General features: G+C 68.0%; 18 protein-coding genes. 10 read left to right on the forward strand and 8 right to left on the reverse strand.

Going from position 1 to position 20325, the window contains the following annotated elements; translation table 11 throughout:
• Nucleotides 1–22: 22 nt before the first annotated feature.
• Nucleotides 23–1189: a glycogen synthase gene (gene glgA / locus ACWDUA_RS07345; RefSeq protein WP_449750358.1), complete on the reverse strand. Its 1167-nt coding sequence runs from the start codon at nucleotides 1187–1189 to the stop codon at nucleotides 23–25.
• Nucleotides 1190–1319: 130 nt separating this feature from the next.
• On the opposite strand from glgA, the gene glgC reads away from it, so the two are divergent.
• Nucleotides 1320–2534, forward strand: coding sequence for a glucose-1-phosphate adenylyltransferase (glgC, locus tag ACWDUA_RS07350; protein ID WP_449750359.1), 1215 nt, complete (start codon nucleotides 1320–1322; stop codon nucleotides 2532–2534).
• 294 nt (nucleotides 2535–2828) lie between these two features.
• Here glgC and ACWDUA_RS07355 read toward each other — a convergent pair whose 3' ends face one another.
• Genes ACWDUA_RS07355 through cofD form a run of 3 tightly spaced genes read right to left on the reverse strand, consistent with a single transcriptional unit; the run spans nucleotide 2829 to nucleotide 5769 of the window.
• Nucleotides 2829–3392, reverse strand: a complete 564-nt coding sequence (locus ACWDUA_RS07355) for an NUDIX hydrolase (protein ID WP_449750360.1) — start codon at nucleotides 3390–3392, stop codon at nucleotides 2829–2831.
• Nucleotides 3389–4741: a coenzyme F420-0:L-glutamate ligase gene (locus ACWDUA_RS07360; RefSeq protein ID WP_449750361.1), complete on the reverse strand. Its 1353-nt coding sequence runs from the start codon at nucleotides 4739–4741 to the stop codon at nucleotides 3389–3391. Before ACWDUA_RS07360 ends, ACWDUA_RS07355 begins: the two co-directional genes overlap by 4 nt.
• Entirely contained in the window at nucleotides 4738–5769 is a 1032-nt protein-coding gene (cofD, locus tag ACWDUA_RS07365) for a 2-phospho-L-lactate transferase (RefSeq protein ID WP_449750362.1), read from the reverse strand. Before cofD ends, ACWDUA_RS07360 begins: the two co-directional genes overlap by 4 nt.
• A gap of 473 nt (nucleotides 5770–6242) precedes the next feature.
• Between cofD and ACWDUA_RS07370 the strand changes: the two genes are divergently transcribed.
• Nucleotides 6243–6668, forward strand: a complete 426-nt coding sequence (locus tag ACWDUA_RS07370; RefSeq protein ID WP_449750363.1) for a WhiB family transcriptional regulator — start codon at nucleotides 6243–6245, stop codon at nucleotides 6666–6668.
• Between the two features lie 149 nt (nucleotides 6669–6817).
• On the opposite strand, the gene ACWDUA_RS07375 is transcribed toward ACWDUA_RS07370, so the two are convergent.
• Entirely contained in the window at nucleotides 6818–7348 is a 531-nt protein-coding gene (locus tag ACWDUA_RS07375; RefSeq protein ID WP_449750364.1) for a metallopeptidase family protein, read from the reverse strand.
• Between the two features lie 101 nt (nucleotides 7349–7449).
• Between ACWDUA_RS07375 and ACWDUA_RS07380 the strand changes: the two genes are divergently transcribed.
• The 3 genes from ACWDUA_RS07380 (at nucleotide 7450) to manA (ending at nucleotide 10513) form a co-directional block, all read left to right on the forward strand.
• A complete protein-coding gene (locus ACWDUA_RS07380) occupies nucleotides 7450–7986 on the forward strand; it encodes a DUF3499 domain-containing protein (protein WP_449750365.1) in 537 nt (178 codons plus the stop codon).
• A 155-nt stretch (nucleotides 7987–8141) separates the two neighbouring features.
• Entirely contained in the window at nucleotides 8142–9272 is a 1131-nt protein-coding gene (locus ACWDUA_RS07385; RefSeq protein WP_449750366.1) for a hypothetical protein, read from the forward strand.
• Complete coding sequence (gene manA, locus ACWDUA_RS07390; RefSeq protein WP_449750367.1) at nucleotides 9272–10513, forward strand: mannose-6-phosphate isomerase, class I; 1242 nt, start codon at nucleotides 9272–9274, stop codon at nucleotides 10511–10513. Before ACWDUA_RS07385 ends, manA begins: the two co-directional genes overlap by 1 nt.
• A gap of 33 nt (nucleotides 10514–10546) precedes the next feature.
• Here the strand turns inward: manA and eccE are convergent, their stop codons facing one another.
• Nucleotides 10547–12406 (reverse strand): type VII secretion protein EccE, encoded by a 1860-nt coding sequence (gene eccE / locus ACWDUA_RS07395; protein ID WP_449750368.1) that lies wholly within the window; start codon nucleotides 12404–12406, stop codon nucleotides 10547–10549.
• A 230-nt stretch (nucleotides 12407–12636) separates the two neighbouring features.
• On the opposite strand from eccE, the gene eccB reads away from it, so the two are divergent.
• Complete coding sequence (eccB, locus tag ACWDUA_RS07400) at nucleotides 12637–14124, forward strand: type VII secretion protein EccB (RefSeq protein WP_449750369.1); 1488 nt, start codon at nucleotides 12637–12639, stop codon at nucleotides 14122–14124.
• A 51-nt stretch (nucleotides 14125–14175) separates the two neighbouring features.
• On the opposite strand, the gene hpxO is transcribed toward eccB, so the two are convergent.
• Together hpxO and ACWDUA_RS07410 are read right to left on the reverse strand one after the other, a co-directional pair.
• Nucleotides 14176–15336, reverse strand: coding sequence for an FAD-dependent urate hydroxylase HpxO (gene hpxO / locus ACWDUA_RS07405; RefSeq protein ID WP_449750370.1), 1161 nt, complete (start codon nucleotides 15334–15336; stop codon nucleotides 14176–14178).
• Between the two features lie 117 nt (nucleotides 15337–15453).
• A complete protein-coding gene (locus tag ACWDUA_RS07410) occupies nucleotides 15454–16080 on the reverse strand; it encodes a TetR/AcrR family transcriptional regulator (RefSeq protein WP_449750371.1) in 627 nt (208 codons plus the stop codon).
• Between the two features lie 93 nt (nucleotides 16081–16173).
• Between ACWDUA_RS07410 and ACWDUA_RS07415 the strand changes: the two genes are divergently transcribed.
• The 4 genes from ACWDUA_RS07415 to nrdE all read left to right on the forward strand — a co-directional run bounded on the left by ACWDUA_RS07415 (nucleotide 16174) and on the right by nrdE (nucleotide 20318).
• Complete coding sequence (locus tag ACWDUA_RS07415; protein WP_449750372.1) at nucleotides 16174–16719, forward strand: NAD(P)H-dependent oxidoreductase; 546 nt, start codon at nucleotides 16174–16176, stop codon at nucleotides 16717–16719.
• A 475-nt stretch (nucleotides 16720–17194) separates the two neighbouring features.
• A complete protein-coding gene (gene nrdH / locus ACWDUA_RS07420) occupies nucleotides 17195–17428 on the forward strand; it encodes a glutaredoxin-like protein NrdH (RefSeq protein WP_020791814.1) in 234 nt (77 codons plus the stop codon).
• Between the two features lie 129 nt (nucleotides 17429–17557).
• Complete coding sequence (gene nrdI / locus ACWDUA_RS07425; protein WP_449750373.1) at nucleotides 17558–18037, forward strand: class Ib ribonucleoside-diphosphate reductase assembly flavoprotein NrdI; 480 nt, start codon at nucleotides 17558–17560, stop codon at nucleotides 18035–18037.
• A 73-nt stretch (nucleotides 18038–18110) separates the two neighbouring features.
• Nucleotides 18111–20318, forward strand: coding sequence for a class 1b ribonucleoside-diphosphate reductase subunit alpha (gene nrdE, locus ACWDUA_RS07430; RefSeq protein WP_449750374.1), 2208 nt, complete (start codon nucleotides 18111–18113; stop codon nucleotides 20316–20318).
• Nucleotides 20319–20325 lie beyond the last annotated feature (7 nt).

A 20325-nucleotide genomic window follows, 5' to 3' on the forward strand; every position in this document is an offset into this window, starting at 1 on the left:
GCACCACACCGCGGGTCGTCGACTAACCGAGAGCCGTCCGGTACACCGCGACGGTCTGTTCGGCGATCGTCGCCCAGGAGAACTCGGCCGCGGCACGGGCCCGGCCCGCGACGCCCATCGCCGAGGCCGTGGCGACGTCACCGGCGACCGCGTTGACCGCCTCGGCCAGCGTACGTTCGAAGCTCGCCGCGTCATCCGGGGTGTAGGGCACCAGCGTGCCGGTCACACCGTCCTGGACGACCTCCGGGATCCCGCCGACCGCCGAAGCCACCACCGCGGTTCCGCACGCCATCGCCTCGAGGTTCACGATCCCCAGCGGCTCGTACACCGACGGGCACACGAACACCGTTGCAGCGGTGAGAATCTCGCGAATTCGGGGCAGGGGGAGCATCTCTCTCACCCAGAACACGCCGGGGCGGGCCGCCGACAGTTCGGCGACCGCAGCCTCCACCTCGGCGCCGATCTCCGGGGTGTCGGGCGCGCCCGCACACAGGATCAACTGCACATCGGGGGAGAAGTGGTGCGCCGCGGCGACCAGATGGGCGACGCCCTTCTGACGCGTGATGCGACCGACGAATGCCACGATCGGCCGATCGGGGTCCACCCCCAGAGAGACGAGTGCGGAGTCCGGACCGTACGGATCGTCCACCGGATACCACTGGGTGGTGTCGATTCCGTTGCGCACCACATGAACCCGGTTCGGATCGAGACGGGGATAGACCTCGCACACGTCGTCACGCATGCCGGAACTGACCGCGATCACCGCGTCGGCGTATTCCACCGCATTGCGTTCGACCCAGCTCGACACCCGGTATCCGCCGCCGAGCTGCTCGGCCTTCCACGGCCGGCGCGGTTCCAGGGAGTGCGCGGTGAGAACGTGCGGGACGCCGTGGAGTTCCTTGGCCAGATGTCCGGCGAGCCCGGTGTACCAGGTGTGCGAGTGCACCAGGTCGGCGCCGGCGGCACCGACCGCCATCCGTAGATCCGTCGACAGCATCGTGATCGCCGGATTGGCGCCGGCCAGACCGGGGTCGGGACCGTACACCCGTGCGTCCGATCGCTCCACACCCATGCACTCGACGTCGACGTCGATCAGGTCGGCGAGATGCCGTACCAACTCGGTGACGTGGACGCCGGCACCACCATAGACCTCGGGTGGGTACTCCCGAGTCATCATCGCCACCCGCATGGCTACAGACGCTAGTGGGCGCGCGGCGAGTTCGCCAGACGGAGTCGGTGTGCGGCGGGTCTCGCGACTCGTCCGGCGCGCCTTGCCCGTTCGTCTGGCCCGGTCGCTGTTTCACGGTTACCGTGAGAGCGTGAGATCTCAGCCGCACGTTCTCGGAATCGTTCTCGCCGGCGGGGAGGGTAAGAGGCTCTACCCGCTGACGATGGATCGTGCGAAACCCGCAGTTCCCTTCGGTGGTGCCTACCGGCTGATCGACTTCGTGCTGTCCAACCTCGTCAATGCCGGGTATGAGCGCATTTGTGTTCTGACACAGTACAAGTCCCATTCACTTGACCGACACATCTCGCAAACCTGGTGGACGTCGGGATTTCATGGCGAGTACATCACCCCGGTACCGGCGCAGCAGCGTCTCGGTCCGCGGTGGTACACCGGCAGCGCCGACGCGATCTTCCAGTCGCTGAACCTGATCTACGACGAAGAGCCCGAGTACATCGTGGTCTTCGGTGCCGACCACGTGTATCGCATGGATCCGGCGCAGATGGTCGAGGCGCACATCGATTCCGGCGCCGACGTCACCGTCGCCGGTATCCGGGTCCCGCGCGCCGAGGCCAGTGCGTTCGGCTGTATCGACGCCGGCGACGACGATCGCATCACCCGGTTCCTGGAGAAGCCGGCCGACCCGCCCGGCACCCCCGACGACCCGAACGTCACGTTCGCGTCGATGGGCAACTATGTGTTCACCACCAAGGCGCTGGTCGACGCGATCCGTGCGGACGCCACCGATGCGGACTCCGACCACGACATGGGCGGCGACATCATCCCGGCGTTCGTGGCGCAGGGCAGCGCGTACGTGTACGACTTCCAGGACAACGAGGTGCCCGGTGCCACCGAGCGCGACAAGGGCTACTGGCGGGACGTCGGAACCCTGGACGCGTTCTACGACGCCCACATGGATCTGGTGTCGGTGCATCCGGTGTTCAACCTCTACAACCGTCGCTGGCCGATCCGCAGCGAGACGCTGCATCTGCCGCCGGCCAAGTTCGTCCAGGGCGGCCACGCCCAGGATTCGGTGGTCGGTGCCGGATGCATCGTGTCGGCCGCGTCGGTGAGTACCTCGGTGCTGTCGGCGAACGTCTACGTCGAGGACGGTGCCATCGTGGAGGGCAGCGTGTTGATGCCGGGCGTGCGGATCGGCAAGGGTGCAGTGGTCCGACACGCGATCCTCGACAAGAACGTCGTCGTCGGCGATGGCGAACAGCTCGGTGTGGACCTCGAGTCCGATCGTCAGCGTTTCGCGGTCAGTGCCGGCGGTGTCGTGACGGTCGGCAAGGGCGTGCAGATCTGACGGGCGAGTCGGAGGTGCGCTGGGTGGTGATCGCCTCGAGGGTGGTTGCGTAGCGGGGTCGGGTGGCGGAGGTTTCGACTCGACTCGTCGCTTCGCTCCTCGTCGGCTCAACCATCGTTTGCTGCTCGGGTGTGGTGTGTGTGGGTTCGGCCATCGTTTGCGGGTTGGGTGTGGTGTGTGTGGGTTCGGCCATCGTTTGCCGGTCGGTGGTCGGCCGTGTTCCGGCTCGACCGGAGGGGTTTGCGGCATGGTGATCGAGGAGGATGTCCCGGGTCGGACGTCCGACCGGGGGTGCTACGTCCGCAACCCGAATTCGATCAGTGCCGGAAGCGTGTCGATGTCGGCGTCGGCGGGCAGTCCGTCGACCGGCCACCACTGCAGATCCACCGATTCGGAACTGCACTCGATGGCCGGGAGCGACCCGTCGGCGGTCGGCGGTGCGACCACGGCGAACTGTACGTCCAGATGCCGGGTCGGCACCCCCAGCGAGCAGGTGATCGGGTGCGTGTGCAGCCGGGCGATGGCGCCGGTCAGCTCGAGGTCGGCGATCCCCGACTCCTCTCGCGCCTCACGGCGAGCCGCGACGGCGATGTCGGTGTCATCGGGCTCGCAGTGCCCGCCGAGTTGTACCCACCGGCCCACCCGCGGATGCAGGGTGAGCAACACGTGGGTACGGCCGGCGTCGAACACGATGGCCGATGCCGTCAGATGTCCCGGCACAGAGGCCCGCATGCACGCATCGGGGGCGGCCGCCAGGAACGCGAGATAAGTGTGCCGCAACGAATCCTGCTCGGCGTTCGGGGCCTCCCACGCGCGGAGCAACTCGACCGCCGAGGCGTGCAACGATTCCGTACTCACCGCTGCACCAGCCACTCGTCGACCGGTGCCGGTGCGCGCAGTGAACCCATCTCGACCGGATGACCGATCGCGATGGCGCCCAACGGCTCCCAGCTGTCCTCCAGATCGAGGGCCTCGCGGACGATGTCGGCGGCGAAGATCGTCGAGCCGATCCAGCAGCTGCCGAGCCCCCGCACCGACAGTGCCACCAGCAGCGCGTTGACCGCACCACCGGCGGCGACGGTGAACATGGTGTGCTCGCAGGCGTTCCGGCGGTCGTCCGGGTAGGTGTGAGCGCCGTCGGCGACCAGGAACGGGATCACCAGTTCCGGTGCGTCGTAGAGGATCTGTCCACGGGCCACCCGCTTGTCGATCGACTCGGTGGTCTTGCCGTCGGCGGCCAGGTCGGTCCGCCACTGCGCGGCCATCGTATCGAGCAGGGTGCGTCGGCGCCGTCCGTCACGCACCCAGACGAACCGCACCGGGTGCGTGTGGTGCGGGGCCGGAGCGGTCAGCGCGTCCGCACAGGCCGCCCGGATGTCGTCGCCGTCGACCGGGCTGTCGGCGAAGGACCGGATGGATCGACGCGTCAGGAGCGCCTCGAGACGCCCCTGCGCGACGGCCTCCTCGGTGCCGAGCCGGAACAGATCCTCGCCGATCGGCCGGATGAGGTCGGTGGCCGACGAGTTGTCGTCGGTGATGGTCAGTCCGCGCACCACCGCGACGGGCACACCGGCCAGCTTGCCCTTCACCAGGTCCGCGGCGGCGGCGATCTCGTCGGCGACGGCGATGTCGGTGACGATCAACGGGTTCCCGTGCGCGTCCACACCACCCTCGTACGGGTGGCTGACGGCGATCCCGGCGGCCCCGATGGCCACATCGGTCTGTCCGGTGCGCCAGGCACGGCCCATCGTGTCGGTGACGATCACGGCGACATCACGCCCCGCCGCGGCGAGTGCGGCGCGCAGTCCCCGGGCGCTGGCATCCGGGTTCTCCGGCAGCAGCGCCAGGCTGTCGCCGGGCACGTTGGAACCGTCGATCCCGGCGGCCGCCTGCACGATGCCGAGCCGGTTCTCGGTGATCAGGGTGCGGTTCTTTCGGGCGACCACCCGGACCGACTCCTGCTCGACAAGCTTGCGCCGCAGCGCATCCCGCGCGTCGGGATCGGTGGGCGAGACCACCATGCGGCCCTCGATCTTGGAGAACACCTTGCTGGTCACCACCACGACGTCGCCGGAGGTCAACCACGGAGCGGCGCGCAGGATCTCGGCGGCGAGATCGCTGGAGGTGTCGAATTCGGGGAGTCCGGTGACCGGCCGGATCTCGATCTCGCCGGGTGCGCGGTGATCGCGGATGCCCGCGGTGCTCATGCGCTCACCTCGGGAGTGTCGACGCCGACGAGGGCGCAGGCGTCGCGCACCATCTGTGCGGTGGTGGCCGGGTCGGACATCAGCAGCGGGGCGGCGCCGATGGCGATACCCTCCACGGCGGCATGATCGCCCTCGGCGATCAGCCACCCGTCGAGGATGCCGTTGGCAGTGCGCGCCCCGTAGTGGGCGGCGATCGCCTCGGCGCTGGTCTGCACACCGATCACCGACAGGCACTCGTCGGCCATGCCGCGCAGCGGACGGTTGTCGATCACCGGTGAGACCCCGACGACACGTGCGGTGGTGGTCCGCAGTGCACTGCGGACACCGGGGACGTTGATGATCGCCCCGATGCTGACCACCGGATTGCTGGGGGCCAGCAGCACGACGTCGGCCTCGGCGATGGCCTCGAGGACGCCGGGCGCGGCGGCGGTCTCGTCCGACCCGACCTGAGCGAAACCGAAGGTCGGGATCTTCGCGCGGTGCCGTACCCACCATTCCTGGAAGTGGATGGCCACCCGATCACCCTCCTCGCCGTCGGGTTTGGCGACCACCACATGGGTTTCGTGTCGATCGTCGGTGGCCGGGATCAGGCGCACGCCCGGTTGCCAGCGGCGGCACAGGGCGGCGGTCACGTCGGAGAGCCGGTAGCCGGCGTCGAGCATCTGGGTGCGGATCAGGTGGGTGGCGAGATCGCGGTCGCCGAGACCGAACCAGTCCGGGTCGGCACCGTAGTTCGCCAGTTCTTCCTTGGCGTTCCACGTCTCGTTGCGTCGTCCCCATCCGCGCTCGGGGTCGATCCCTCCACCCAAGGTGTACATGCAGGTGTCGAGATCCGGGCAGATCCGCACCCCATGCATCCAGGCGTCGTCGCCGACGTTGACGATCGCCGTGATCTCGTGGCCGAGGTCTGCGGTGGCGGCCGGGTCGGGGTCGACCGGCGGCGGAAACGGTGTCGGGCCCAGCAATTCGCGCACACCCAGCAGGAAACGGGCGCCACCGACGCCGCCGACGAGAACGGTCACCTTCACGTCCGCCCACTGTAGTGGCCCGGAGGTGGCGGGGTGGTCTCTGGTCGGGTATACCGGTCCACGTGCATCGGCGATGCGATGCACGCCCAATCCCGGTCCATCCACCGAGGGGTGCGGCAGACCATGTCGCGGTGTGAGATTGCCGACGAATCGCCCCCGAGACGTGTCGCAACGCACGTTTATGTCGGTCGATGGTATTAGGGGAATTCGTCTCTCGGCTTGACCCCGACGGGCGTGACCGTGTGTAATCACATCAGTGTCATTTCCGTTCGAGATCGAGAATCGTTGCACCCGAAGGTGCTTCGACAACATGTTCGAACGGGGTCGCTCCGGATTTCGGGGGTATGGAGTCCGTCCTGCGGGGACACTGGGTTGAAGATCGAACGAGTGCGGATGAGTGGGGTGACGCGGCGGTGGTGCCGTGGCGCGAGACGGTAGACCAAGAACGACTTCCCAGGCAGGAGGCGCCGACGATGGCATTCAGCGACCCGATCGGCAATCCCCTTGAATCACAAGGTCATTCCGACTTCACGTCCGACGACGACCTCTATCGGACCATGGGTCCGGTGGACGAGTCGGCTCTGATCCCGGCGCCGGAGGCGACGCAGGCGGACGCGGACGAGGATCGGCGGCATCTGTCGTTGGTGCCCAACGACTTCGAGGAGCTCTTCGACACCGTCGAAGAGCAGTGGCAGGACCGTGCGCTGTGTGCGCAGACCGATCCCGAGGCGTTCTTCCCGGAGAAGGGCGGCTCGACCCGCGAGGCCAAGCGGATCTGTTCCGGGTGTGAGGTCAAGGCGGAGTGCCTCGAGTACGCGCTGGCCAATGACGAGCGGTTCGGTATCTGGGGCGGACTCTCCGAGCGGGAGCGTCGTCGCCTCAAGCGCGGGATCATTTGATCCACATGGATTTTTCGAAAGTCGGTCGGCACAGCGACTGACGTTTCGATCACACGGATCGTGCTCTGCGACGCCGCGGGGATCGGTGGACACCGACCCGCGGCGTCGTCGCGTCCGCGGTCGCCGGTCGGGTCGCCACGGACCGGGGCTCAGTCGAGTCCACGGTCGATGGTGTCCTCGTCGACGCCCAGGTAGGTCGCGACCTGTTGCACCAGGACCTCGTGGATGAGTTCCACCAATTCGATGTCGCGCCGCGCACGGCTCTCCAGCGGCCGGCGGAACAGCACCACCCGCGCCCGGGTGGGCTGTCCGTGGACGTCGACACCCGCCGGGATCAGTCGCGCCAGTGGTACGGCGCCGTCGGCGGTGACCTCGTCGGGCCACTGGATCGTGTCGGGGTCACGGGGCAGCATCCGCGGGATCTCGTCCACCGCGATGTCGAGCCCGGCGAGTTCGTCATGCCACCGGACATCGATCTCGCCGAACGCGTCGAGGACCACCGCGTCGAACTCGTCGGACCGGCTGCGCCAGGCCGGTACCTGCGGTGGCAGCAGCGGGGCGCGCAGACCGCGTCCGCGGCGGTCACGCCTGCGCCCGCCCTGGCGGCCGGGCGCGCCCGCGCCGCCCGTCGGGCGTCCGGAACCTCCGCCCCGGGATCGTCGGAGCCCATCGATGCGCATGGCGTGAGTGTAGGAGTCCGACGCCCCGATGTCTCGCTCCGCCTACCCCGGCGCGCGTGTCGACGCGGGGGATCGGCACCCGGGGGGATAACCTCGATGGCGTGAAGCTTCCCCGTCAGTGTTGTAGGCCAGGCTGTGCTCGTTCCGCGGTGGCCACGCTGACCTTCGTGTATGCGGAGTCGACCGCTGTGATCGGGCCGCTCGCGAGTTCGGCCGAACCGCATTCGTGGGATCTGTGTGAGGACCACGCCCGCCGGATCACGGTGCCGCGGGGTTGGGAGATGCTGCGGAGTGAGCGGGGTTTCTCCGCACCTCCGGCTGAGGACTACGAACTGACCGCGCTCGCCGAGGCGGTGCGCGAGGTCGGTGCCGGCGGGCGCCGCAGAGTGGGTACTGACAACATCGGCGCGGACCGCAGGGGAGCCGACTGGATCGGCGCGGACCGGCGGGGAACCGAGCGTCCTCGTGCGGATGCCTTCGACGGTTTCGACGACATGACCCCCGGACGGCACCGCGCGCCGCTCCGGCCCGATGTGCCCCCGGCGCCGGGTGAGGGACTGACCGGTCGCCGTAGCGGTGCCAAACCACGACCGGGACGCCGCGGACATCTGCGCGTGTTGCCCGACCCGGTGGACTGACCGCCCTGTCCGAGCACCTCGGAGAGATGGGCGCCGGGGAATTCGTCGCCGGGGAGTCGGGCCCTACGGGATCGGGCCCTACGGGATCGGGCCCTACGGGATCGGGCTCAGTGGTCTCCGGGCGGAGGCCGGGGCCGCTGACTACTGTAGGTGTCATGCGAACAGGAGCACCCGATCTCGACGACGTGGAGGAGCTGATCGCCGCCGATTCCGACGGGCTGCTCCACGCCGTGGCGATGGCCGGCGCGCAGGTGCGTTCGGTGGCCGAGGCGGTCCGGGAGGGCGTCACCGCGCCGCTCGCCGACCTGCGACCCCGTAGCGTCGTCATCGTGTGCCCATCCGCGGGCCCGGCGGCCGCCGCGGCGGCACTGGTCACCTCGTCGGTGGCCACCGGAATCGACGTCCCGATCGTCTGTACTCCCGGACTCCCCGGTTGGATCGGCCCGCTCGACGTGGTGGTCGTCGCCGGTGTCGACGGCGGAGACATGGTCCTGGCCGATGCCGCGGCCCGCGCCCTGCGACGTCGGGCCGAGGTGGTGGTCGCCGCACCGATCGAGGGTCCGTTGCGGGATGCGCTGGGTGGCAACGGGATCGATCTCTCGCCGCGAATCGAGATCGACCCGCGTTTCCGATTCGCCGGTTTCGTCGCGGCCCTGTTGGCGGCACTCACCGCATTGCGCGCGGTCCGATTCACCGGCAGCCCACCCGATCTGGGCGACCTGGCCGATGCGCTCGACACCGAGGCGATGGCCGGCCACCCGTCGCACGACAGTTTCCACAATCAGGCCAAGTCATTGGCCGCGCGGCTCGACGAGAACGCCGTGCTCTGGTCGGGCGACACCCCTGCCACGCTCGTCCTCGCGGCTCGGGCTGCGGCTGTCGTCTTCTCGATCACCGGCCAGGCCGGCGCCACGGTCGATCTGCCCGACCTGCTCCGCGGATGGCACCGACGGTGGTCGGGGGCGACGTCGGCGGCGGATTCGATCTTCCACGACCCCGAGTTGGACGGCCCGCTCGGCGAGGTGCCACCGCGGGTGTTGATGGTGACGACCGCAGCCCGAGAATGGCAGACCCGCAGGCGGATCGCGACGGTCTCGACGGCCGAGACGGTCGTCGCAGGCGGCGACCTGTCGTCCACATCCCCGGTGCCCGACGGTGGTGCGGGATGGGGCGGCGGGATCGAGGATCTCACCGATGTTCCTGCCGACCTCACCTCGATGCTCGTGCTGATGGTGCGCATCGAGATGGCGGCGGTCTACCTTCGTCTGATCGGAGCCGGACAGTAATGAGAGTGCTCGACGGAGTCGTGCGTCCCTACGCCTGGGGGTCGCGCACCGCGATCGCCTCGTTGCGGGGAAAGCCTGTCCCGTCACCGCATCCCGAGGCCGAACTGTGGTTCGGTGCCCATGCCGCGGGTCCGGCCCGGATCGCCGGCGGCGGGGCCGGGGTGACCGATCTGCTGGCGGCGATCGACGCCGACCCGGCGCGCGCGCTGGGTGCGGTGACCACCGCCCGGTTCGATGGGCGATTGCCGTTCCTGCTCAAGGTGCTCGCGGCCGAGGAGCCGTTGTCGTTGCAGGCCCATCCGTCGTCGCAACAGGCCCGTGAGGGATTCGAGAGGGAGAACGCCGCAGGCATGGCCCTCGACGCCCAGCACCGGAACTACCGCGATCCATGGCACAAACCCGAACTGATCGTCGCATTGTCGGAGTTCGATGCACTGGCCGGCTTCCGCGATCCCGCCGACACCATCCGCTTGCTTCGGGAACTGCAAGTGGCAGAACTCGATCCCTATCTGGGCATGCTGGCCGGCCAACCCGATGCGAACGGCCTGCGGGCACTGTTCACCACCTGGTTGACACTGCCCGAGGGCACGATCGCCAGGTTGATGCCGCCGGTCCTCGCTGCGGCCGTGTCGGCGTTGGCGAAGGGGGCCGGTGTCTTCGACGCAGAGCTGCGCACCCTGCTCGAGCTCGGTGAGATGTACCCGAACGACCCGGGTGTCCTTGCGTCCCTGCTGCTCAACCGGGTGCGGTTGAATCCCGGTGAGGGACTGTACCTGTCGGCCGGGAATCTCCACGCCTACCTGAACGGGACCGGTGTGGAGGTCATGGCCAACTCCGACAACGTCTTGCGCGGCGGTCTCACCCCGAAGCACATCGACGTCCCGGAACTGTTGCGGGTCCTCGACTTCACCCCGGTCGCGGCCGCCGATCTGATCCCGAGGATCCACACGGTCGGTGCCGAACGCGTCTACCTGACACCGGCTCCCGAGTTCCGGCTCTCCCGCGTCGAACTCGACGGCACCGGGATGACGGCGCCGTCGTCGATCTCCTTCGACATGCCCGGCCCGCAGATCCTGGCGGTGCTGGCCGGCTCCATCGAGATCCGGCCCGTCGGCGGTGCCCCGATCCGGGTGCCGTGCGGTCAGGCGGCGTGGCTGACCGACGCCGACCCCGACGTCGTGGTGCGGGCGGACTCCGCCCGGGCGGTCTTCTTCCGAACGCTGGTGCCGATCGCCGACTGACCGTCCCGTGTGCGCCGGCCGGCCCGCAGGGGGTCAGCGGGGCCAGTCTGCCGCGGTTGTCGGTCCGCCGACCAACGCCCACTCCTGCGGGGTCGTGACCATCGTGACGTCGACCTTACCGGTCGGCGTGGTGATCGAGATCCGTTGGGGCGAGTGTGAATCCTGCTCCAGGGTCACCGTGGCCGCGGGATACCGGCCGGCTGCCGCCCTGTCCGGGACGATGATCACCATGCCGGCGGACGGCCCGGGCACGGGCGAGCCGACCGGCGCGTGCTCGTCGTACACGTCGACCCGTTGTGTGCGCGCGACCGGCGACCGGTCGGCAAAGGCGAGGCGGTGGGGGTCGGCGACGGAGGCGATCAGGGTGCGCCATCGGCGTTGGTCGGCGGTCCGGATGGCCACCGGGACGCCGATGGCCACCGTGCGGGCGACGGTCTGCATCGCGAACGCCGGTGTGCCGATCACCATCACGGTCCCGACGCCCGGTCCGTTCAGTCGTACCGACACCGCACGGCCGGCCGCATCGGCGCCGACGAGTTGCCCGCAGCCCGCCGCGGGCAGGAGCATCTGCTGCACGAGCCGATGGGCGGCCACTCCCTCGAGACCCGGCAGATGTCGGTCGAGGCGGGCCGGTGATGCGATCGGCAGTCCGGCGGTCAGGGCGTCGAGCTGTCGACCCGGAAGCACGCGGAGCCGGCCCAGGGTGCCGACGGGCCGACCGTCGTCCGGAGTGGTCGGGCAGTCGTGCTGATCGAGTCGTACCAGCACGGTCACCCGAAGCCGGTCCTCGGTGTTCCGGGTCAGGCGGGTCACGATGGTGGCGGTCGGGACCGTCGAGGTCCAGGCGCCCGCGAGCACCGACTCCAGTGTCGCCGGATCGGTGGCGTACATGCGTGGGTGCAGCGTTCCGACGGTGAGGCGATCCCAGTTCTCGACGACGTCGCCGGGCTCGGCGCCGTCGAGGAGTCGTCGTGTGGCGGTGGTTATCTCACCTGCGGTGAGCGGGGTCGCCGACAGTCCGTGCGCCGACAGGCGCCGGGCCACCCGGGTGGTGGTGATGGTGGCGGCACGGAGTGCGCCGACCGCGCCGCCACCGCGTCGGGCGACGGCGTCCGGACAGTCCCGCGGATCGAGTCGCAGGATCACCAGGACACCGCGATGAGCGGTGGCCGGCAGCGGCCCGAGCAACTGCCGGTAGGTCTGGGTGAGTCTGCCGTTCCCGCCGACGGCGTGGGTGGTCGACACGATGTCGACACTTCGCAGAGGGATGTCGAACGGGTCGAGGCACTCGGCGAGCACGTCGAGCGGAATCGCCTGTCCCCGTGTCGCCTCGCCGACCGCTGCGTGTGGTGTCAGGAACACCGGGGCGGTGTCCTGGGGACTGATCCGCAGAACCGTGATCAGCGTGTCGCCCGTCCACCGGGCCCCGATGACCGGACCGATGCCGGACCCGGCCCGTGGTGAACGGCCCGGTGCCGGACGGGTGTCGGTGGGGATGTCGAACGGGGCGGGCACACTCGCGGGCGGTCGATGCAGTCGGGACACGGCGAAGGCGATGCGACGCCCGAACCGGCCGAGCAGCGAACCGCGGTCGGACCACCGGATCAGGGTCAGCGCTGCGAGGGCGGCGATCGCCGGTGCGGCCACACCGATCGGCGACCGCAGCATCACCGCGACCGTCAGCCCTGCGCCGAGCAGCACTTCGATCACGACCAGGGTGGTGAGGCCGGGTGTCGCCCCACGACGACGCGTGGTGGGCCGGAAACGGCCGGTTGCCGCAGGTTCCGGCTCGCGACGGTTGCCGGTGCCACCGGCGTTGGAGTTGCCGTCTGTGATCCGGGTGTCTGTCGAGCGGTTGTCTGTCGAGCGGTCGTCGGTGATGCCGATCGTCACGGTCCCCCCGTATCGTCGTCGCCGGCAGCTCATCCGGGAGACGTCAACGGCCCCCGGATGATGCGGTGTATCGGTTAGGCTACCCCTGCATTCGCGCTGATCACCGACGATCGCGGGGTGTGGGGAATTCTCGTCTGCGGGGGAACCGTGGGGCATCGCGCTGCGTCTGAGGGTGTGCCGGTGTTTGTTCGGTGCCGGCCGTTCGCGCCGGAAGAGGGGGAGGGGATGGGGTGGCACGTCAGCTGACGACGCGTGCGCAGGTCAACGGGTATCGATTCCTGTTGCGGCGGCTCGAGCATGCCCTGGTGCGCCGGGACGTCCGGATGCTGCACGATCCGATGCGCGGTCAGGCGCGCGGGCTGATGATCGGTGCGGTTCTGGCCCTGCTGGTGGTGGCCGGTTGTGGCATCTGGGGGCTCGTGCGTCCGCAGGGCTCGGTCGGCGACTCGACGATCCTGGTGGGCAAGGGCAGCGGCGGCCTCTACCTCCTGCTCGACGGCACCCTGCATCCGGCGATGAATCTCGCGTCGGCACGGTTGGTGACCGGCTCGGCCGCCCAACCGGATTCGGTGAGTGATTCCAAACTCGCGAAGTATCCGCGGGGGCCGTTGCTCGGCATCCCGGGAGCACCTGGGGCGCTACCGGGTTCGGCGCACCCCGGGGAATCGGTGTGGACCGTCTGCGACCGGTCCGGGGGTGAATCCGCCACCGCGCCGGTGGAGTTGACGGTGATCGGCGAGCGTCCGGAGACCGGCGAGGGGGTCGCCACCGCCGATCCCGATGACGCGGTCCTCGTGACCGACGGCGCCGCAACCTTTCTGGTGTACACCGTGATGCGCGGCGACCACCGGGTGCCGGTGCGCGCCGCGGTCGACACCGACGACGTCGCGGTGATGCGGGCGCTGGGGCTCGAGGACCACGACGCCCGAGCGATCAGCCGCGGACTGCTCAACACCTTTCCCGAGGTCGATCCGCTCGCGGTACCGGTCATCGACCGGGTCGGGACGCCGTCGGCGCTACCGGTGCCCGGGGTCCGGGTGGGATCGGTGATCCGTACCGTCGGGATCGACGACGCCACAACGTTCTTCGTGGTTCTCCCCGGCGGTGTGCAGCAGGTCGGGGAGGTGGCCGCCGAGATGCTGCGCCTGGCCGGACGCGACGACGCCGAGCGTGTGGTCACCGTGGCCCCGGCGGATCTCACCTCGGTGCCGCACACCCAGGCCCTGCCGGTCGGTGAGTTCCCCCTCCGCCCACCGCATCTGGTGGGTGGGGAGGAGTCGTCCTCGGTCTGCTCCGTGTGGTCGCGGCCGGCGTCCGATCGCCCGGCCGAGACCGCACTGCTCGTCGGCACCGGATTGCCGCTGGCATCCGGTGCCCGGCCGGTACGGGTCAGTGGTGCCGACGGTGCCGGCCCGGGGATCGATCAGGTGTATCTGCGACCGGGTTCGGGGGAGTATCTGCAGGTGACCGGCGACGAGGCCGACAGCCCACGCACGGAATCCCTGTTCTACCTGAGTGATTCGGGCGTACGATTCGGCATCCCGGACACCGGGACGGCGCAGGTTCTCGGCCTCGGCGACTCGCCGCACGCCGCGCCGTGGTCGGTGGTGTCGCTGTTGGTGGCCGGGCCCACCCTGAGCCGCCACGCCGCACTGGTGTCGCACGACGGGGTCGGTGCCGACCCCGACGGACAGATGATCGCGCCACCCGACGAGTGAGGTGTCGGGTGGCGCGATGTGCTCGACCGGGTGTGGTCGGTCGTGGTCTGCTCAGGAGGTCAGCGGGCCGCCCTGGATGTTGCCGACGATCCCGCGGATGATGTTGGTGCCGTCCTCGCCCTTCAGTTCGGCATACCAGGCGGCGGTCTTCTCGGGATCCTTGCCGTGGGTGACGTCGCAGCGCTTGCGGGCACGCAGCACGAGCTCCCCGGCGCGCTCGGTACGGGCGGCCTCGTAGGCCGCCAGTGCCGCGTGGACGTCGTCGGGGTTGTCCTTGACCGCGAACTGCAGTGCGACCGCGTCTTCCATGGCCGAGCATCCGCCCTGACCGATGTCGGGGGTGGTGTTGTGGGCGGCGTCGCCGAGGACGGCCACCCGGCCCTTGACCCAGGTGTGGAACGGGTCGAGGTCGAGGATCTCGACCCGGTTGGTGGTTGACGGGTCGAGGGTGGCGATCAGTTTCTGTACCCCGGGCGCCCAGTCGGCGAACTCTTCGGTGAGAACCTCACGCGCGGTTCCCCGTTCGAATGGTTCGCCCTCGGGCATGGGGACGTCGAAGAAGAAGTAGAAGCGGTCACCGGCGATCGGCATCACCGACACCCGGCGGTGGTCGCCGATGTAGGTGGTCCATTCGGTGGCAGGACCGATCGCCGGGTCGATCGAGACCAGGCCGTTGAAGTTGACGTAACCGGCGTAGCGCCGGGTGACCGGTCCGCCCAGGACGTATTCGCGGGTGAGCGACTTCGCGCCGTCGGCACCGATCAGCAGGTCGGCGGTGTCGGTGGTCCCGTCGGCGAATTCGACTGTCGCATAATCGGGTCCGTCGGTCACCGACACCATCTTCTTGCCGAAGTGGATGTCGTCGATGCCGTACGCGTTCATCAGCATCAACTGCAGTTCGGCGCGGGCCACCGGATACGGGCGCTGGCCGACCTCGTCGATGAGCGGCTGCATCGAGAAGCGGCACAAGGCGTCTCCGGTGTGCGCGTCGACGTAGCTCATGGTGTCGACGATTCCGCCGAGCGCGGCGACCTCTTTCTCGAGACCGAGGTGGTTGAGACACTTGACGCCGTTCGACCAGACCGAGATCGCGGCACCGACGGGCTTGTTCTCGGTCACCTGTTCATAGACCTCGACGTCGACGCCGATCTGTTTGAGTGCGATTGCCGCGGAGAGTCCGCCCATCCCGGCACCCACGATGACAGCCTTCACGTATACATTCCTTCCCGCTGAGTTCAACTCAGGCTAGGACGGATCGGGACATCGTGCGCGTCGAAGAAGGGCTCGAGACGGTGATGGCGCACACGGTGGGCACCGCGGGTGACGGATTCAGCGGTCGGCGGCGCCCGCTGCGAGGGTGCGGACCATCCGCTCCCACTGGTCTCCGATGACGGCGATGTCCATACCGACCACGTTGATCAGGTGGGAGACCGCCGACGCGCCGATCGGCGCCTGGATGGCGATTGCCGCGGCCTCGATCTGATCGGCAAAACCCATCTGCCGCAACAGGATCTGGACGTGCACAGTGGAAGCGCGCCAGACCGGGTGGGTCATGAACTCGCCGCTGTCGGCGCCCGCCTCGAGCAGGATGTCGAGGTGATCGGCGGTGAGTTTGAGGCGTTCGCGGCCGTACGCGACGAGGCGTTCGAGCGGCGGTGCGCCGGGTCCGAGGGGTTCGGGGCCGGAGAGGAAGGCCTGCTGCAACTCCGACTCGGAGTGGTCGAGCAGGGCGTGCATCAGACCACTGCGACTGCCGAACCGGCGGAACACCGTGCCCTTGCCGACTCCGGCGGCGTGGGCCACTGCGTCCATGGTGACCGCGGCGGCCCCGTGGGTGTCGATGAGCTGTTTGGCGGCGGCGAGCAGGAGCCGACGGTTGCGCGCGGCGTCGGCTCGTTCGCCATCACCGTTTCCACCGATCCACAGGGGGATCGCATTGCGCTGTTCGTCGGACACGTGACTTACCTAACTCTGAGCCGGGGCGGGAAATATTCGGACCGTGGTCCGGTTGATTTTATCAGTTCGTTCATCGACAACAGGAGAAACATCGTGACCGATTCGACCGTGGATATCGTGGCTCTCGTGGGCAGCCTTCGTCAGGCTTCGATCAACCGCCGCCTCGCGCAGGCCGCTGCCGACAACGCACCCGAGGGCGTGACGGTGACGCTGGTCGAGGGTCTGGAGAAGCTCCCCTTCTACAGCGAGGACATCGATCCGGGTCCGGCGGCCGCCGCCGAACTACGTGAGCGCGTCGGTGCCGCCGACGCCGTCCTGATCTTCACGCCCGAGTACAACGGCTCCACCCCGGCCGTCCTGAAGAACGCCATCGACTGGCTCTCGCGTCCGTACGGAACCGGTGCGATCAAGGACAAGCCGGTGGGCGTGGTGAGCGCGGCACTGGGGCAGTACGCGGGCACCTGGTCGCGCGAGGACACCCGCAAGTCGGTGGGTATCGCCGGCGGCCGCGTGGTGGAGGACATCGATTTCGGTCTGCGGACCGCCGAGATCGCCGACGGTGTGCTGCCCGGCGACGTCGTCGACGGCGTCCGTTCCGCGGTGTCGGTGCTGGCCTCGCAGGTGGCCGTCGGAGTGTGATGACATCTCGGTCACCGTGGGTGTGACCGAGCCCTCACGAACTGACATCCCGGCGTTTCTCGGTGTGGTTGTGGACGACACGCCGAGACACGCCGGGATTTGTGATTCTGTACCCCTGGCGACCTGCGAGTTTCATGAATGTGATTCACAAGTTCTAGTGGTTTGGGCAAACGTCGGCCACTAGGTGTAGTGTTCTGGACACCGGCAGGACCGAGGGGAGCGAGAGCCCGCCGAGTCGGTGAAGTGCAGTCCGGGGAGTGATCCGGATCACGTTCTTCACGCTGGAAAACCGGTCACCGACGCCGTCGACGACCGAGAAGCAGACAGCGACGTCTGCTCGGATGGGGACATCCGAGCGACCCGATATCCGACACCAGGCAAGACCCGACACCGGACAAGACCCGACACCAGGCAAGCCAGTACAGACCGCCAATGCGGCACCGTTGATCATCCCGCGACCACAGGAGCGTTACCGATGGCCATCACCGTCTACACCAAGCCCGCATGCGTGCAGTGCAATGCCACCTACAAGGCCCTCGACAAGGCCGGTCTGTCCTACGAGGTCGTCGACATCAGCATGGACGACGACGCCCGCGACTACGTGATGGCGCTCGGCTACCTGCAGGCGCCGGTCGTCGTCTCCGGTGATGACCACTGGTCCGGGTTCCGTCCGGATCGCATCAAGGCCCTCGCCACCGCTGCTGCCTGAGGGACTGCCCCGGCCGGCGTCGAGATGGCCGATCGGCCCGGACGGGAAGTCGGGACCGATCCCGCAGGCGCCGAGGACGACGACCCGTATCCGCGACACGAGAACAGCTGATTTCGGCAGGTGATTGAGATGGCGACGGCACCACTGGTCGTCTACTTCTCCTCGGTGTCGGAGAACACGCACCGGTTCGTCGAGAAGCTCGGTCTCCGATCGAGCCGCATCCCGCTGATCGACCGCGAGGGGATCTTCGAGGTCGACGAGCCCTATGTCCTGATCTGCCCGACCTACGGCGGCGGCAAGTCGTCGTCGGCGGTCGGTGGAGGCTTTGTGCCGAAGCAGGTCATCAAGTTCCTGAACAACCGGCACAACCGCGGGCTGATCCGTGCCGTGATCGCGGCGGGAAACACCAACTTCGGCGAGGAGTACTGTCTCGCCGGCGACATCGTGTCCCGCAAGTGCGGGGTGCCCTACCTCTATCGATTCGAGTTGATGGGTACCGACCACGACGTCACCCGGGTCCGGGATGGTCTCGCCGAGTTCGCCGGCAGTCCTGCGTTCGCCGATCCAGACTCGGCCAGGTTCGACGTCTCTGTCGGACCCCGCGCGTAACGTCGGCCATCGAGATCGGCCGGCACGTCGTCCGTCCGCCAAGTATCCAGAAACAAGCACAGGAGAAGCCTTCGTGTCGCCCACCGCCTCCGTCTCCGACGTGACCACCGATTCGACCACCTCGGCCAGCAAGTCGGGCGTGCACGTGAGTCCGGCGGGCCACGATCCGAGCGATCTCGACTACCACGCACTCAATGCGATGCTGAACCTGTACGACCGGGACGGCAACATCCAGTTCGAGAAGGACCGCGAGGCGGCCCGGCAGTACTTCCTGCAGCACGTCAACCAGAACACGGTGTTCTTCCACGACCTCGACGAGAAGCTCGACTATCTCGTCGAGGAGAACTACTACGAGCCCGAGGTGCTCGCCAGGTACGACCGTGAATTCGTCAAGCTGCTCTTCGGGCATGCCTACGCCAAGAAGTTCCGGTTCCCGACCTTCCTCGGCGCATTCAAGTACTACACCAGCTATACGCTCAAGACCTTCGACGGCAAGCGTTACCTCGAGCGGTTCGAGGACCGGGTCTGCATGGTGGCGCTGACGCTGGCCGACGGCGACACCGCACTCGCCCGCAACCTCGTCGACGAGATCATGTCGGGCCGGTTCCAGCCGGCCACCCCCACCTTCCTCAACTCGGGCAAGAAGCAGCGCGGCGAGCCGGTCAGCTGCTTCCTGCTGCGCATCGAGGACAACATGGAGTCGATCGGCCGGTCGATCAACTCGGCACTGCAGCTGTCCAAGCGCGGTGGCGGAGTTGCCTTGCTGCTCAGCAACATCCGTGAGCACGGTGCTCCGATCAAGAAGATCGAGAACCAGAGTTCGGGTGTCATCCCGATCATGAAGCTGCTCGAGGACTCGTTCTCCTACGCCAACCAGCTCGGTGCGCGTCAGGGTGCCGGGGCGGTGTACCTGCACGCCCACCATCCCGACATCTACCGCTTCCTCGACACCAAGCGCGAGAACGCGGACGAGAAGATCCGCATCAAGACGCTCAGTCTCGGAGTGGTGATCCCGGACATCACCTTCGCGCTGGCCAAGGCCAACGACGACATGTACCTGTTCTCCCCGTATGACGTCGAGCGCGTCTACGGTGTGCCGTTCGCCGACATCAACGTGACCGAGAAGTATCACGAGATGGTGGAGGACAAGCGGATTCGCAAGACCAAGATCAAGGCCCGCGAGTTCTTCCAGACCCTCGCCGAGCTGCAGTTCGAGTCGGGCTACCCGTACATCATGTACGAGGACACGGTGAACCGGGCCAACCCGATCGCCGGCAAGATCACCCACTCCAACCTGTGCTCGGAGATCCTGCAGGTCTCCACCGCGTCGGAGTTCAACGATGACCTGTCCTACTCCCATGTGGGCAAGGACATCTCGTGCAACCTGGGTTCGCTCAACATCGCCAAGACGATGGACTCGCCCGACATGGGCCAGACCATCGAGACCGCCATCCGCGGCCTGACCGCGGTGAGCGACCAGACCGACATCACCTCGGTGCCGTCCATCGAGCGGGGTAACAACGAGTCCCACGCCATCGGCCTCGGTCAGATGAACCTGCACGGATATCTTGCGCGCGAACGGATTCACTACGGCAGCGACGAGGGTGTCGACTTCACCAACATCTACTTCTACACGGTGCTCTACCACTGCCTGCGGGCATCGAACACCATCGCGCGCGAGCGGGGCACCGCCTTCGCCGGGTTCGCCGACTCGACGTACGCCTCCGGCGAGTTCTTCGACCGCTACACCGATCAGGAGTGGGCGCCGGCCACCGAACGGGTGCGAGAGCTGTTCACGCAGGCCGGGATCCACATCCCGACCCAGGACGACTGGCGTGCGCTGAAGGCCGACGTGCAGCGTGACGGCATCTACAACCAGAACCTGCAGGCCGTGCCGCCGACCGGTTCGATCAGCTACATCAACCACTCGACGAGCTCGATCCATCCTGTCGCCGCGAAGATCGAGATCCGCAAGGAAGGCAAGATCGGTCGCGTCTACTACCCGGCGCCCTACATGACCAACGACAACCTGGACTACTACCAGGACGCGTACGAGATCGGGTACGAGAAGGTCATCGACACCTACGCGGCGGCCACCCAGCACGTCGACCAGGGTCTGAGCCTGACGCTGTTCTTCAAGGACACCGCCACCACCCGCGACGTCAACAAGGCGCAGATCTACGCATGGCGCAAGGGCATCAAGACGCTCTACTACATCCGTCTACGGCAGATGGCGCTCGAGGGCACCGAGGTCGAGGGCTGCGTGTCCTGCATGCTGTGAGCCGGCG

The sequence above is a fragment of the Gordonia sp. NPDC003376 genome, from assembly GCF_053589235.1.

Excerpts from the sequence above, each read along its gene's own strand:
- glgA (WP_449750358.1), bottom strand. The coding sequence starts at position 1,189 with ATGCGGGTGGCGATGATGACTCGGGAGTACCCACCCGAGGTCTATGGT.
- ACWDUA_RS07360 (WP_449750361.1), bottom strand. The coding sequence starts at position 4,741 with ATGAGCACCGCGGGCATCCGCGATCACCGCGCACCCGGCGAGATCGAG.
- ACWDUA_RS07370 (WP_449750363.1), top strand. The coding sequence starts at position 6,243 with ATGGCATTCAGCGACCCGATCGGCAATCCCCTTGAATCACAAGGTCAT.
- ACWDUA_RS07375 (WP_449750364.1), bottom strand. The coding sequence starts at position 7,348 with ATGCGCATCGATGGGCTCCGACGATCCCGGGGCGGAGGTTCCGGACGC.
- ACWDUA_RS07385 (WP_449750366.1), top strand. The coding sequence starts at position 8,142 with ATGCGAACAGGAGCACCCGATCTCGACGACGTGGAGGAGCTGATCGCC.
- manA (WP_449750367.1), top strand. The coding sequence starts at position 9,272 with ATGAGAGTGCTCGACGGAGTCGTGCGTCCCTACGCCTGGGGGTCGCGC.
- nrdH (WP_020791814.1), top strand. The coding sequence starts at position 17,195 with ATGGCCATCACCGTCTACACCAAGCCCGCATGCGTGCAGTGCAATGCC.
- nrdI (WP_449750373.1), top strand. The coding sequence starts at position 17,558 with ATGGCGACGGCACCACTGGTCGTCTACTTCTCCTCGGTGTCGGAGAAC.